Origin of the sequence: Streptomyces sp. NPDC000594 (assembly GCF_040299965.1) — a bacterium.
Lineage (GTDB): Bacteria > Actinomycetota > Actinomycetes > Streptomycetales > Streptomycetaceae > Streptomyces.
Window position 1 is genome coordinate 145,429 of the sequence record NZ_JBEPCY010000008.1, and the last position, 13,912, is coordinate 159,340.

The following is a 13,912-nucleotide window of genomic DNA, read 5'->3' on the forward strand; positions in this document are numbered from 1 at the left end:
ATCAGGTGCTCGATATCAGGCTTCTGAGGACTGGGATATGGGACTGGGATATCAAGGAAAGCTGGGCAATCTGGAAATCTGAGCGATTCGATCTTGAAGAGTCGTCCCCCGGCGGGGTTTCCGGCGCGTCGGGAGGGCTGGGCGGGCCGGTGACTCCGGCGGCGCCACGACCCGAGGACCCCTCCGGACCGGGGATTGTTCCGGGTTTTCCACGAGTCTGCCCGACGGTCCACGGGTTAACGGCCGGAACTCGATCATCGGCGTGGCGGAACCCGGGGAACGTCCACGACAAGTGCCCTCTTACCCAGAGCAATGATCCAAAATGCGACTTATCGCCCTATGTGTGAGTCTGGTCGCGGCCCCGGACCCAAGACCCCCGTTGGAGGCATCCCATGGCCAAGAACAAGAACCGCAAGGGCAGCCAGCAGCAGCGCGCCGCGGCGGCGGAACGCGCCAAGGAGGAGTCCCGCTCCACCGCCTATGAGTCCCAGGCACAGCCCCAGACCCAGGCCCAGGGCAGCCCGGCGGATGTCGCGCGGAAGCATCAGCGGCGCTTCGGCCACAACTGACCACCGGCCCGGTCCCCACGACCGGACCGGCGCCCCGAAGACAGCAGGGGGCGCGCCCGTCACCACGGGCGCGCCCCCTTTTCACCGCTCGCGCCGTGCGCGCCGGGTCAGCCGGCCAACAGACGGGCGGGCCGACCGGCCGACGGGCGGATCAGCCGGCCAGGCAGGACGGGCCGAGCAGCACCTTCAGATCGCCGAAGAGCGCGGGGTCGGGCTGGACCCGGTGCCGGTCGAGCCGGAGCACCGTGGTCGAGCGCGGCCCCTGGAGCTTGATCCGGACCTCGGTGTTGCCCCGGTGGTGGCTGAGGATCTCCCCCAGCCTGGTGACCATGGGCGGGGTGACCCGCACGGTGGGGATGGTGACGATCACGGGGGCGTTGGTCCCGGCGTTCGACAGATCGGGGACCTGCATCTCCATGGCGACCAGCCGGGGCACATCCTCGCGCTTGTCCAGGCGTCCCTTGACGAAGACCACCGTGTCCTCGACCAGCTGGGTGGAGACCAGCTGATAGGTGGCGGGGAAGAACATGCACTCGATGGATCCGGCCAGGTCCTCCACGGTGGCGATGGCCCAGGCGTTGCCCTGCTTGGTCATCTTCCGCTGGAGTCCGGAGATGATGCCGCCGATCGTCACCACCGCGCCGTCCGCGTGCTCACCCCCGGTGAGCTGGGAGATCGACGCGTCCGACTTGTCGGTGAGGACATGCTCGATCCCGAAGAGCGGATGGTCGGAGACATAGAGTCCGAGCATCTCCCGCTCCTGGGCGAGCAGATAGGACTTCTCCCACTCCACATCGGAGAACTCCACATCCATGCCGAACCCGGGCTCGTCGCCGCCCTCGTCGCTCATCCCGCCGAAGAGGTCGAACTGTCCCTCGGCCTCCTTGCGCTTGACCGCGACCACATTGTCGATCATCGGCTCGTGGTGGGCGACCAGCCCCTTGCGGGTGTGGCCCAGCTCGTCGAAGGCGCCCGCCTTGATCAGCGATTCCACGGTCCGCTTGTTGCAGACCACCACCTCGACCTTGTCCAGGAAGTCCGGGAAGGAGGAGTACTTCCCCTTGGACTTCCGGCAGCGGATGATCGACTCCACCACATTGGTACCGACATTCCGCACGGCGGAGAGGCCGAAGAGAATGACGTCGTCACCCTGGGCGGCGAAGTTCGACTGCGACTCGTTGACATTCGGCGGGAGCACCTTGATGCCCATCCGGCGGCACTCGTTCAGATAGACGGCCGACTTGTCCTTGTCGTCCTTCACCGAGGTCAGCAGGGCCGCCATGTACTCGGCCGGGTAATTGGCCTTGAGATACGCGGTCCAGTAGGTGACCAGTCCGTACGCGGAGGAGTGCGCCTTGTTGAAGGCGTATCCGGCGAACGGGACCAGCACGTCCCAGAGCCCCTTGATGGCCTCGTCCGAATATCCGTTCTTCCGCGCGCCCGCCTGGAAGATGGTGAAGTTCTTCGCCAGTTCCTCGGGCTTCTTCTTGCCCATGACGCGACGGAGGATGTCGGCCTCGCCGAGGCTGTACCCGGCGATGATCTGGGCGGCCTTCTGCACCTGCTCCTGGTACACGATGAGGCCGTAGGTGACATCCAGGACCTCCTTGAGCGGCTCCTCCAGCTCAGGGTGGATCGGGGTGATCTCCTGCTGCTTGTTCTTCCGCAGCGCGTAGTTCGTATGGGAGTTCATTCCCATCGGGCCGGGCCGGTACAGGGCCGACACGGCGGAGATGTCCTCGAAGTTGTCGGGCTTCATCAGCCGCAGCAGCGAGCGCATCGGTCCGCCGTCGAACTGGAAGACACCGAGGGTGTCACCCCGGCAGAGCAGCTCATAGGTCGTGGGGTCGTCCAGCGGGAGGGCGAGCATCTCCAGCTCGATCCCCTTGTTCGCCTTCACCATCTTGACGGCGTCGTCCATGATGGTGAGGTTCCGCAGGCCCAGGAAGTCCATCTTCAGCAGGCCGAGCGACTCGCACTGCGGATAGTCCCACTGGGTGATGGTGACACCGTCGGTGTGCCGCACCCAGACGGGGGCGTGGTCCACGATGGGCTCACTGGACATGATCACGCCGGCGGCGTGCACACCCATCTGCCGGACCAGTCCCTCGACGCCCCTGGCGGTGTCGATGACCTTCTTGACGTCCGGCTCGTTCTCGTACATCCCCCGGATCTCGCCCGCCTCGCTGTAGCGGGGGTGCGAGGGGTCGAGGATGCCGGAGAGCGGGATGCCCTTGCCGAGCACATCGGCGGGCATGGCCTTGGTGAGCCGGTCGCCCATCGCGTACGGGTAGCCCAGGACCCGGGCGGAGTCCTTGATCGCGTTCTTGGCCTTGATGGTGCCGTAGGTGCCGATCATGGCGACCTTGTCGGCGCCGTACTTCTCGGTCACATACCGGATCACCTCGACGCGCCGACGCTCGTCGAAGTCGATGTCGACATCGGGCATCGAGACACGCTCGGGGTTGAGGAAGCGCTCGAAGATCAGTCCGTGCTCGATCGGGTCGAGGTCGGTGATCCCCATCGCGTACGCCACGATCGAGCCCGCCGCGGATCCACGGCCGGGGCCGACCGCGATGCCGTTGTTCTTGGCCCACATGATGAAGTCGGCGACCACGAGGAAGTACCCGGGGAAGCCCATCTCCAGGATGACGCCCATCTCGTACTCGACCTGCTTGAGGCGGTCCTCCGGGATGCCGCCCGGATAGCGCCGCGCCATGCCGCGCATGGTCTCCTCGCGGAACCAGGTGACCTCGGTGTATCCGTCGGGGATGTCGAACTTCGGCATCAGGTTCCGCTCGACGAACATCCCGGAGGTGTCGATCTGCTCGGCGACCAGGAGGGTGTTGCGGCACCCCTCCTGCCAGGCGTCGGAGGAGTCGATGGCGTACATCTGGTCCGTCGACTTCAGGTAGTACCCGGTGCCGTCGAAGCGGAAGCGGTCGGGGTCGGAGAGGTTCTTGCCGGTCTGGATGCAGAGCAGCGCGTCGTGCGCCTGGGCCTCGTGGTCATAGGTGTAGTGGGAGTCATTGGTGACCAGCGGGGGGATGCCCAGCTTCTTGCCGATCTCCAGCAGCCCGTCCCGGACCCGGCGCTCGATCTCGATGCCGTGGTCCATCAGCTCCAGGAAGTAGCGGCCCTTGCCGAAGATGTCCTGGTAGTCCGAGGCCGCCTTCAGCGCCTCGTCGAACTGGCCGAGGCGGAGCCGGGTCTGGAGTTCGCCGGAGGGGCATCCGGTGGAGGCGATCAGACCCTCGGACCACTGGGCGATGGTCTCCCGGTCCATCCGGGGCCACTTCTGGAGCCAGCCCTCGGCATAGGCGTCCGAGGAGAGCCGGAAGAGATGGTGCAGACCGGTGCTGTTCGCCGCCCAGATGGTTTTGTGGGTGTAACCACCGGAACCGGACACATCGTCCCGCTTCTGGTGCGGCTGTCCCCACTGGATCTTCCGCTTGTTCCGCCGGGACTCGGGCGCCACATACGCCTCGATGCCGATGATCGGGGTGACGCCCGCGCCCTTGGCCTGGTGGAAGAAGTCGTACGCCCCGTGGAGGTTGCCGTGGTCGGTCATGGCGATGTGCGTCATCCCCATGTCGTTGCAGGCGGCGAACATGTCCTTGAGCCGGGCCGCACCGTCCAGCAGCGAGTACTGCGTGTGCACATGCAGATGCGTAAAGGGCGGTTTGGTCACGGTGTGGGCCTCCGGAGGAACGGGCGACGGCGGGCTGCGGAGTGTCTGGGGGGACAGCGTGGAAGTCTACGACTTGGCGCCGGTGGACGCGGGGGGTCCGCGAGGTCTCCGGGCACTCCCGGGGCGCGTCGGGCGTTGCCCCTGAGGGGGCACCTTCCCGGGAGGCGGACGCGGCCGCGGCACCGGGCCGTCCCCCGGTATTTTCGCCCCGTGTTCTCGCGGTGTATTCCTTCTCACGTCCGCCGCACCCCCCGCCGTACCGCTTTCCGCTTTGTCCTTCTTTCCCTTCCTTTCCCTTCCTTTTTCGGCTCAGAACGACGCATTTCGCGCACCAGGAGGCACCCAGTGATGTCGGTTCCGTATCTCGCCGAGGTCTCACCCGAGAAGCGGGGCGAGCAGATCCTCGGTGAGTTCGACGCCGCCTTCGGCGAGCTGCTGGCCGCCGACCCGGCCGCCTTCCGGGTCAAGTTCCGCAAGATGGCCTCCTCCGCCTTCGCCTTCTACCGGGGGGCGGCCTGTCTCTTCTACGCCGACCTGGAGCGGGAGCACACCACCCGCGGCGACGGCGCGATCACCACCGGTCCCTATCTGGACGAGCGCACCAGCCGGGTATGGATCCACGGCGATCTCCACGCCGAGAACTTCGGCACCTATATGAATGCGAACGGCCGTCTGATCTTCAATGTGAACGATTTCGACGAGGCGTATGTGGGCCCCTTCACCTGGGACCTCCAGCGGCTGGCCGCCTCGCTGGCGCTGATCGGCTACACCAAGGCGTACAGCGACGAGCAGATCACCGAGCTGGTGCGGATCTGTGCCACCGCCTACCGGGAGCGGATCCACGCCCTCTCCGCCGGGGCCAGGGACGAGGAGGTGCCGCCCTTCACCCTGGACTCCGCCGACGGCCCGCTCCTCGGAGTGCTGCGGGACGCCCGCTCCCGTACCCGCTTCGAGCTGCTGGAGTCGATGACGGAGATCCGTGAGGCCGAGCGGCGCTTCGCCGACGGCGGCGGCGCCATCGAGCTGGACGCCGCCACCCGGTACAAGGTGCTGGCCGCCTTCGACGGCTATCTGGAGACCCTGCCCGAGTCCAGCCTCACCCGCCCCGACTCGTACCGGGTCAAGGACGTCGTCGGGCGGCGCGGCATCGGGATCGGCTCCGCCGGGCTGCCCTCGTACAACATCCTGCTGGAGGGGAACAGCGACGCCCTGGAGAACGATGTCGTGATCTACATGAAGCAGGCGCAGACCCCGGCGGTCTCCCGCCATATCGACGACCCTTCGGTACGGGGGTACTTCCTGCACGAGGGCCACCGCACCGTGATCTCGCAGCGGGCGCTCCAGGACCATGCCGACCCCTGGCTGGGCTGGACCGAGCTGGACGGGGCCGGTCAGCTGGTCGCCGAGGTCTCGCCGTACGCGGTGGACCTGGACTGGACCGATCTGGACGACCCGGCGGAGGTCGCCGCCGTCGTCGCCGACCTCGGCCGGGCGACGGCGACCATGCACGCCGCCGCGGACGAGGGCAGCGGGCACTCGCTGGTGCCGTTCTCCACCGAGCGGGCCATCGACGCGGCCATCGCGGCGGACGAGGAGGGCTTCCCCGCGCTGCTGGTGGACTTCGCCCACCGGTACGGCGCCCGGGCGCGGGCGGACCACCAGATCTTCGTGGACCTCTTCCGCAACGGGCGCATACCGGGACTGTGACCGGCGCCGCTCCGGGGCCGGCTCACCGGCTCCGGGCGGGCGCGGGCGGGCACGGGGCTCGCGAGGGAGCCACCCTTAAGACTCCTCTCACCCGGACATGGCACACTCGCGGTGATGGATGTATCGGGTAGGCAGCTCCGGACGGTGCGGGCAGCGATCTTCACGGCTCTGGTCGTGACGCTGTCCGCCGCCTCCCATGTGCTGCTCTCCCGGACCCCGCTGCCGTGGGTCACGGTCGCCGGCCTCTCGGTGGTCGTCTTCGCCGTCGCCTGGGCCCTCGCCGGGCGCGAGCGCGGCTACTGGCGGATCGCGAGCCTGCTCATCCCGCTGGAGCTGGCCGCCGACACGGTCTTCACCAGCGGCCAGGAGCTGTGTTACGGCCCCGGCGGCGGACCGGTCACCGGCTCGCTGCGGGCCCTCGGCCTCGAAGTGCTCTGCGGCGGCTCCGCCGGGGCGCAGCTGCCCGGGGTGAGCGCCGCCGGGCACCAGGCCGCCGGGGTGCTGGGCTCCTCGCATCCGGCCCTGCCCTGGCTGCTGCTGGCCGCCCATGTCTCGGTCGGGCTGCTCGCCGCCGCCTGGCTGCGGCACGGCGAGGCGGCGCTGGCCTCGCTGGTACGGGCGCTGGGCGCGCTCGCCCTCGGTCCGCTGCTGCTCGCCTTCGGCCTGGCGGTACGGGTGGCCCGCCCGGTGCGGCGGATGCCCCGTACCCCGGTGCGCTCCGCCGTCTCGCGTACCCGGCCGCTGGTCCACTCCGTCGGCCGGCGCGGACCGCCCGTCCTCGTCCTCGGCTGACGATCTCCCGGCTGTCCCGGGCCCCCTGGGCCCGCTCCCCTCGTGGAGCCCTTCGCCGGGGACCGTTTCGCCCACGCGACATCCCCTTACTTCTCCGTGCCCGCTGCGGCACGGCGTACCCCTCGGAGTGAATCACCATGAGCGCACGGAACAGCAAGGCGAACAAGGCGGCGGCGCGGGAGCGGATCCGCCAGGAGCAGGAGCGCCAGGCCAGGAAGGACCGCACCCGGCGGCAGCTGATCGTCGTCGGCTCGACCCTGGGCTCGCTGGCCCTGGTCGGCGGTATCGCCTTCGCCGTGAAGAAGGCGACCGAGCCCAGCGGCTGGGACGAGGCGAAGAAGGTCAAGAACGTCACCGCTCCCGCGAACACCAGTGGCACCAACGGCACCGAGCTGATCATCGGCAAGCCGGCCGCGAAGAAGACGCTGGAGCTGTACGAGGACTCCCGCTGCCCGGTCTGCGCCACCTTCGAGCAGGGTGTCGGCCCCACGCTGGAGAAGGATGTCGAGGCCGGCAAGTACAAGCTGAAGTACGTCGGCGCCACCTTCCTCGACGGCAACAGCGGCGAGGGCTCCAAGAACGCGCTGAGCGCGCTGGGCGCGGCGGTCAATGTCAGCCCCGAGGCGTTCCTGCACTTCAAGGCGGCCCTCTACTCCAAGGAGCTGCACCCCCAGGAGAGCGAGGACAAGCTCGCGGATGACGCGTACATCCTGAAGATCGCCGACAAGGTCGACGCGCTGAAGGACAACGCCCGGTTCGAGAAGGACGTCAAGGAGGGCACCTTCGACGCCTGGGCGATGAAGATGTCGGCGACCTTCGACGACAGCGGGGTCAAGGGCACCCCGACCCTGCGGATGGACGGCAAGAACGTCACCGCCGAGGGCTCGCAGAACGCGCCGATGACGGCGGAGCAGTTCCGGGCCTCCGTGGACAAGGCCCTCAAGGGCTGACCGGCGCGCCGGACCCCGGGGCCCTGGCCGGTCCCGGTTCAGGAGCCCTGGGGGTCCCGGGGCTCCAGCGAGTCCAGGAAACCGAGCGCGGAGCGCCAGGTCCGCTCCGCCGCCTCGGCGTCGAAGTCCGGCAGCTCCGGGTCGGTGTAGAGATGCCCGGCGCCGGGGTAGGTGTGCACCTCCACATCCGCCCCCGCCCGGGTCATCCGCAGATACCAGGCGGTCAGCCAGTCGTGCGGCTCAAAGGCGTCCGGGTCGGCCACATGCAGCTGTACGGGCAGCTCGTCCACGGAGGCGTTGTCGGCGATGTCCGAGGTGCCGTGGAGCAGCAGCAGCCCCCGGGCCTTCCCGTCGCCCAGCGCCAGATTCTGGGCGACCGCGGCGCCGAGCGAGAACCCCGCGTACACCAGCCCCTGGTCGGAGTGGGGCGCGGCGGCGGCGACGGCCCGCTTCAGCAGCCCCTCCGGGCCGATCTCGTCCTGGTACGCCCGCGCCTCCTCCAGGTCGTCGAAGACCTGTCCCTCGTAGAGGTCGGGGGTCCACACCTGGTGACCCGCCGCCCGCAGCCGGTCGGCGGCGGCGGTGACGGCGGGGCGGAGACCGTACACGGAAGAGAAAAGCATGATGTGCATGGGTTCAGGTTACGTTCGAGAACATGGAGAACGTACTGCGCCCACTGCTCGTGATCGGTGGCTCGGTCGTCCTCACGCTCCTCGTGGGATGGCTGGCCGACCTGTTGCTCCGCCGCGCCGACACCCGGCACCCGGAGACCCCGTTGTGGGGTCTGCTGCGCCGCTGCCGGCTCCCCCTCCAGGTGGTGCTGGCCACCGCGCTGCTGAGAGGCAGCTACCGGCAGACCGGGATCGCCTGGCTGGAGAGCCACCAGACCGCGATCGGACGGCTGCTGAGCCTGGTGCTGATCGGCGCCTCCGCCTGGCTGGTGGTGGGGATCGCCACGGCGGTGGTGGAGTCGGTCTACTCCCGTTACGCCGCCGCCACCCGGGACCCCGCGCGGGTGCGCCGGGTACGGACCCAGGTCACCCTGATCCAGCGGGTGGTCATCGCGGTCGTCGGGGTGGTGGCCGTCGCGGCGATGCTGCTGACCTTCCCGGCGATGCGGACCGTGGGCACCTCGATGCTGGCATCGGCCGGTGTGCTCGGCATCGTCGCGGGTGTCGCCGCCCAGTCCACCCTGGGCAATCTCTTCGCCGGGCTCCAGATCGCCTTCGGTGACATGGTCCGGATCGGGGACACCGTGGTGGTGGACGGCGAGTGGGGCACGGTGGAGGAGATCACCCTGACCTTCCTCGCCGTACGGACCTGGGACGAGCGCCGGATCACCATGCCGGTGTCGTACTTCACCAGCAAGCCCTTCGAGAACTGGTCGCGCGGCGGGGTGCAGATGACCGGGACGGTCTTCCTCCATCTCGACCACTCGGCTCCGGTGCCGGCGCTGCGGGAGCGGCTGCGGGAGGTGATCGGCGAGTGCCCCGCCTGGGACGGCCGGGACTGGTCGCTCGCGGTCACGGACAGCACGCCCACCACGATCCAGGTGCGGGCGGTGGTCACCGCGAAGGACGCCGACGACATCTGGACCGTCCGGTGCGTGGTGCGGGAGCGGCTGGTGGCCTGGCTGCACGAGCACCATCCGTACGCCCTGCCGAAGGTGGCGACGGCGCCCGCGCCGGGCGGCGGGCCCCTCCCGGGTCCCCGGAAGGCGGCCGGCGCCCCGAAGGAGAAGCCCTCCGCGCCGTCCGCCCCCTCCGCGCCCGCGCCTTCCGTACCTTCCGTGTCTTCCGCGCCGTCCGCCGAGGGCACCGGCACGGCCCCGGACGGTGCCCGTACCGGACGGGGGTGACCCCGGGGTCAGCGCAGGCTGCGGACATCCAGATGGCGCAGCACCCGGTCGACCACCTCGGGGTCGATACCGGGCTCGCTGCGGGCGGCCAGCACCTCATGGCGGGCCGCCGACAGCATCTCGCGCTGGATCCGGCGGAGGGTGCGGGCCCGCTCGGACCGGTGGTGGTACCACTCGCGCCGGTCCTCGTCCACGATGTCCGGGCTGATCCGCGCCCCCACCTCGTACGCCCCTCGCTGGAGCCGTTCGCTGACATCGTCCGGCAGCTGCTCGACCTCCTCGATCTCCCGGAGCCGGTGGCGGGCGGCACGGGCGGCGCGCAGGGCGAGGCTGTGCTCCAGCTCGCGTTCGGCGCCGATGTCGGCGCGCACCCCGAGCCGCCGGACCAGCCAGGGCAGGGTCAGCCCCTGGAGCACCAGCGTGGTCAGGATCACCACGAAGGCGATGAAGACGATCTCGTCGCGGCCGGGGAAGGGGGTCCCGCTGTCGGTGAGCAGCGGGATGGCGAGCGCCAGGGAGACGGAGGCGACCCCGCGCATGCCCGACCACCACATGACGACCGTCTCGCGCCAGCTGACGGGGATGTCCTCGTCGTAGTCCCGGCGGGAGTGCAGCCGCTGGGCCAGCCAGGTGGCGGGGAGCAGCCACAGCAGCCGGACCAGGACGACCACACCGGTGATCAGCGCGCCCCAGAGGAGCAGCCGGTCCATCCGGCCGTCGACGGTGACGATGACGGTCCGCAGCTCCAGCCCGATGAGTCCGAAGGCCACCCCGGTGACCAGGGTGTCCACGATCTGCCAGAAGGTGTTCCCGGCGAGGCGGCCGGCCACGTCGTCGGCGTCGGCGGTGTGCTCGGCGAGGAAGAGGGCGGTGGTGAGGACGGCGAGGACCCCGGAGCCGTGCAGCTCCTCGGCGAGGACATAGCTCGCGAAGGGCACCAGCAGCGACAGTCCGACCTGGAGGGTGGCGTCGCCGAGCAGGCTCATCAGATGGTTGGAGATCCAGCCGAGGGCGAGTCCGACGGCGACCGCGACGGCGGCGGAGAGGACGAACTGCCCGGCGGCGGCGGGCCAGGAGAAGGTTCCGCTGACGACCGCGGCGATGGCGATGTGGTAGAGCACGATCGCCGTGACGTCGTTGAACAGCCCCTCGCCCTCCAGGATGGAGATCAGCCGGCGGGGCAGGCCGAGCCGTCCGGCGACGGCGGTGGCGGCGATGGGGTCGGGCGGGGCGACCAGCGCGCCCAGGGCCACGGCGGCGGCGAGCGGCAGTCCGGGGACGACGGCCTGGGCGACGGAGGCGACGGCGGCCGTGGTGACCAGCACCAGGGCGATGGCGAGCAGCAGGATCGGCCGGACATTCGCGGTGAACTGGCGCCAGGAGGTGCGCTGGACCGCCGCGTAGAGCAGGGGCGGCAGCACCAGCGGAAGGATGAATTCCGGCGGGATGTCGACCGTCGGCGCGAAGGGCAGAAAGGCGACCACCGCCCCGGCGAGCGTCATCAGCACCGGGGCGGGCAGATCCAGCCGCTCGGCCAGGGGCACCGTGACCACGGCCCCGAGCAGCAGCGCGAGCAGCAGCGCCAACTGGTCCACGGGCACCCTCCGGGATGCCGAAGCGTCACGATCCGTGGTTCAGCCTGCCACGCGGAGTGGTGGTCATGTCTGAAAAGTGCGCCTCGGTCCGCCCGAATGAGCGGAGATCACACGCCGGAGGGTCGGTTCACCGGGTCACCGGGTCACCGGGTCACCGGGTCACCAGAGGGAGAGGGCCGGGTCAGCGGCTCTCGTCGGCGATCCGCTCCAGGGCGAGCCGCAGATCCTCGGGGTAGGTGCTCTCGAACTCGACCCAGCGCCCGTCCGAGGGGTGCTCGAAACCGAGCCGCACCGCGTGCAGCCACTGCCGGGTCAGGCCCAGCCGCTTCGCCATCGTCGGGTCGGCGCCATAGGTGAGATCGCCGACACAGGGGTGGCGGTGGGCCGACATGTGCACCCGGATCTGGTGGGTGCGGCCCGTCTCCAGCTTGATGTCGAGCAGCGAGGCGGCGCGGAACGCCTCCAGCAGGTCGTAGTGGGTGACCGAGGGCTTGCCCTCGGCGGTCACCGCCCACTTGTAGTCGTGCTGGGGGTGGCGGCCGATCGGGGCGTCGATGGTGCCGCTCATCGGGTCCGGGTGGCCCTGCACCAGCGCGTGGTAGCGCTTGTCCACCGTGCGCTCCCGGAACTGCTGCTTGAGCAGGGTGTACGCGCGCTCCGACTTGGCGACGACCATCAGCCCCGAGGTGCCCACGTCCAGGCGGTGCACGATGCCCTGGCGCTCGGCGGCGCCGGAGGTGGAGATGCGGTACCCGGCGGCGGCGAGGCCGCCGATCACGGTGGTGCCGGTCCAGCCGGGGCTGGGGTGTGCGGCGACCCCGACCGGCTTCATGATCACCACGATGTCGTCGTCGTCGTGGACGATCTCCATGCCCTCCACCGGCTCGGCCACGACCTGGACCGGGGCGGGCGCCGAGGGCATCTCGACCTCCAGCCAGGCACCGCCGTGCACCCGCTCGGACTTCCCCACGGCAGCGCCGTCGACCAGCACCTTCCCGGCGGCGGCCAGCTCGGCCGCCTTGGTGCGGGAGAACCCGAACATCCGGGAGATGGCGGCGTCGACACGCTCGCCCTCAAGGCCGTCGGGTACGGGCAGGGTGCGGATCTCGGGAAGGGTGCTCACCCGTCGAGTATGCCTTGTCCCGGTGGGCACCCGGTCCCGCACCCGGCTGGGCCCCCGGCCCGGGGCCCGGGGCTCCGAGCGCTTCCCCGGCCGCTTCCGCCGCCGGTCAGAGGCGTTGCGGAGGCATGGCCGGGGCCCTGCGGGCTCAGTCCTTGTGGACGGTTCCGTCGGGGTCCAGGCCCTTGAAGGAGAGGATCACGATCAGCACACCGCCGCAGACGATCGCGGTGTCGGCGAGGTTGAAGACCGCGAAGTTCGCGGGCGCGATGAAGTCGACGACCGCGCCCTTGAAGACCCCCGGCGCCCGGAAGATCCGGTCGGTGAGATTGCCGAGCGCCCCGCCGAGCAGCAGCCCGAGGGCGATGGCCCAGGGCAGGCTGTAGAGCTTGCGCGCCAGCCGGACGATCACCACGATCACCGCGGCGGCGATGGCGGTGAAGATCACGGTGAAGGCCTCGCCGATACCGAAGGCCGCGCCCGCGTTCCGTACCGCCTCGAAGCGCAGCAGATCCCCGATGACCTCGATGGGCTCGTGGTGCTCCAGCCGGGCCACCACGATCATCTTGGTGACGAGATCGATCAGATAGGCGACGGCCGCCACCGAGAACAGGACGGCGATACGGCGCCTGCCCCGGGGCTGATCGGCCGAGGCCGCGGCCTCGTCGGCCCCTGCTGGATCCGGCGTACCGATGACGCTCTCCGCCTCTGCCACGTGAGTCCCTCAACAACCTAGGTGCCTGACTGACCACGAGGGTACGGCACACACGTACGGACTCAGCCTCGGCGTTCCTGCTTCTGCTTGCACTCCACACAGAGCGTGGCCCGGGGAAACGCCTGCATACGGGCCTTTCCGATGGGCTTGCCACAGTTCTCGCAGAGCCCGTAGGTGCCCGCTTCCAGCCGCTGGAGCGCTCTTTCGGTCTGCTCCAGCATGTCCCGGGCGTTGGCCGCGAGGGACAGCTCGTGCTCACGGGTGATGTTCTTGCTGCCGGTGTCGGCGTCGTCACCGCTCGAACCGCCGCCGGAGTCCCGCATCAGCCCGACCAGGGCCGCCTCGGAGGCGGTCAGCTCGGCGTTCAACCGGGCCACCTCGGCCTCCAGCTCGGTACGGGCCTCGGCGACCTCCTCATCGGTCCAGGGCTCCTCGCCGGGGCGCACCGCCAGCTCACCCGGGGTCTGCGCGGGGGCCGTGCGGGCCGTGGGCACCGCTGTCGAGCTGTCGCCGCCCGTGGCCACCGTGTTCTTCGCTGCCACCGTCCCTGCTCCTGTCTGCTCCGCGGCCTCGGCCGCCCCCTGGGCCGCGGTCCTCTTCGCCGCCGCCTTCTTCGCCACCGCCTTCTTGGCGGCCGTCTTCTTGGCGGCCGTCTTCCTGGCGACCGTCTTCTCCGCAGCCGTCTTCTCCGCGGCTGTCTTCCTGGCCGCCGTCTTCTTCGCCGCCGTCTTCTTCACGGCCGCCTTCTTGGCCGTCTTCCTGGCCGTCTTCTTCGCGGCCACGGCCTCTCCGGCGGCGGTTTCCGTGGACGCCTGATCGCTCTCGGCGGTCTTTTTCACCACCATGGTCGCGGCCCCTTCACATATTGTGATCTTGCACGCGAATCGTGCTGGGACGATAAATCGACCCCAGCCC

General features: G+C 69.8%; 11 protein-coding genes. 5 read left to right on the forward strand and 6 right to left on the reverse strand.

The features are described from left to right. Positions 1 to 392: 392 nt before the first annotated feature. Complete coding sequence (locus tag ABT354_RS14740; protein ID WP_351493419.1) at positions 393 to 569, forward strand: hypothetical protein; 177 nt, start codon at positions 393 to 395, stop codon at positions 567 to 569. Between the two features lie 151 nt (positions 570 to 720). Here ABT354_RS14740 and dnaE read toward each other — a convergent pair whose 3' ends face one another. Continuing rightward, positions 721 to 4,260 carry a DNA polymerase III subunit alpha gene (gene dnaE / locus ABT354_RS14745; RefSeq protein WP_351493421.1) on the reverse strand — a complete coding sequence of 1,180 codons (3,540 nt, stop codon included), beginning with the start codon at positions 4,258 to 4,260 and terminating at the stop codon, positions 721 to 723. A gap of 348 nt (positions 4,261 to 4,608) precedes the next feature. On the opposite strand from dnaE, the gene ABT354_RS14750 reads away from it, so the two are divergent. From ABT354_RS14750 to ABT354_RS14760, 3 genes are all read left to right on the forward strand, one after another. Then, positions 4,609 to 5,967: a DUF2252 domain-containing protein gene (locus ABT354_RS14750; RefSeq protein ID WP_351493423.1), complete on the forward strand. Its 1,359-nt coding sequence runs from the start codon at positions 4,609 to 4,611 to the stop codon at positions 5,965 to 5,967. A gap of 114 nt (positions 5,968 to 6,081) precedes the next feature. Beyond that, entirely contained in the window at positions 6,082 to 6,759 is a 678-nt protein-coding gene (locus tag ABT354_RS14755) for a hypothetical protein (RefSeq protein WP_351493425.1), read from the forward strand. A gap of 137 nt (positions 6,760 to 6,896) precedes the next feature. Further along, positions 6,897 to 7,709, forward strand: coding sequence for a DsbA family protein (locus tag ABT354_RS14760; protein ID WP_351493427.1), 813 nt, complete (start codon positions 6,897 to 6,899; stop codon positions 7,707 to 7,709). Positions 7,710 to 7,747: 38 nt separating this feature from the next. Here the strand turns inward: ABT354_RS14760 and ABT354_RS14765 are convergent, their stop codons facing one another. Further along, entirely contained in the window at positions 7,748 to 8,341 is a 594-nt protein-coding gene (locus ABT354_RS14765) for a dienelactone hydrolase family protein (RefSeq protein WP_351493429.1), read from the reverse strand. A 23-nt stretch (positions 8,342 to 8,364) separates the two neighbouring features. Here ABT354_RS14765 and ABT354_RS14770 point away from each other — a divergent pair, with 23 nt between their 5' ends. Next, positions 8,365 to 9,567 carry a mechanosensitive ion channel family protein gene (locus tag ABT354_RS14770; RefSeq protein ID WP_351493431.1) on the forward strand — a complete coding sequence of 401 codons (1,203 nt, stop codon included), beginning with the start codon at positions 8,365 to 8,367 and terminating at the stop codon, positions 9,565 to 9,567. 8 nt (positions 9,568 to 9,575) lie between these two features. Here the strand turns inward: ABT354_RS14770 and ABT354_RS14775 are convergent, their stop codons facing one another. The 4 genes from ABT354_RS14775 to ABT354_RS14790 form a co-directional block, all read right to left on the reverse strand. Beyond that, positions 9,576 to 11,162, reverse strand: coding sequence for a Na+/H+ antiporter (locus ABT354_RS14775; protein WP_351493433.1), 1,587 nt, complete (start codon positions 11,160 to 11,162; stop codon positions 9,576 to 9,578). Positions 11,163 to 11,343: 181 nt separating this feature from the next. Further along, positions 11,344 to 12,285 carry an RluA family pseudouridine synthase gene (locus ABT354_RS14780; protein WP_351493435.1) on the reverse strand — a complete coding sequence of 314 codons (942 nt, stop codon included), beginning with the start codon at positions 12,283 to 12,285 and terminating at the stop codon, positions 11,344 to 11,346. Positions 12,286 to 12,430: 145 nt separating this feature from the next. Then, positions 12,431 to 12,997, reverse strand: coding sequence for a signal peptidase II (gene lspA / locus ABT354_RS14785; protein WP_351493437.1), 567 nt, complete (start codon positions 12,995 to 12,997; stop codon positions 12,431 to 12,433). Between the two features lie 62 nt (positions 12,998 to 13,059). Further along, positions 13,060 to 13,842 carry a TraR/DksA family transcriptional regulator gene (locus tag ABT354_RS14790; protein ID WP_351493439.1) on the reverse strand — a complete coding sequence of 261 codons (783 nt, stop codon included), beginning with the start codon at positions 13,840 to 13,842 and terminating at the stop codon, positions 13,060 to 13,062. Positions 13,843 to 13,912: the final 70 nt, after the last annotated feature.

Excerpts from the sequence above, each read along its gene's own strand:
- ABT354_RS14750 (WP_351493423.1), top strand. The coding sequence starts at position 4,609 with ATGTCGGTTCCGTATCTCGCCGAGGTCTCACCCGAGAAGCGGGGCGAG.
- ABT354_RS14765 (WP_351493429.1), bottom strand. The coding sequence starts at position 8,341 with ATGCACATCATGCTTTTCTCTTCCGTGTACGGTCTCCGCCCCGCCGTC.
- ABT354_RS14770 (WP_351493431.1), top strand. The coding sequence starts at position 8,365 with ATGGAGAACGTACTGCGCCCACTGCTCGTGATCGGTGGCTCGGTCGTC.
- ABT354_RS14755 (WP_351493425.1), top strand. The coding sequence starts at position 6,082 with ATGGATGTATCGGGTAGGCAGCTCCGGACGGTGCGGGCAGCGATCTTC.
- ABT354_RS14790 (WP_351493439.1), bottom strand. The coding sequence starts at position 13,842 with ATGGTGGTGAAAAAGACCGCCGAGAGCGATCAGGCGTCCACGGAAACC.
- ABT354_RS14760 (WP_351493427.1), top strand. The coding sequence starts at position 6,897 with ATGAGCGCACGGAACAGCAAGGCGAACAAGGCGGCGGCGCGGGAGCGG.
- ABT354_RS14740 (WP_351493419.1), top strand. The coding sequence starts at position 393 with ATGGCCAAGAACAAGAACCGCAAGGGCAGCCAGCAGCAGCGCGCCGCG.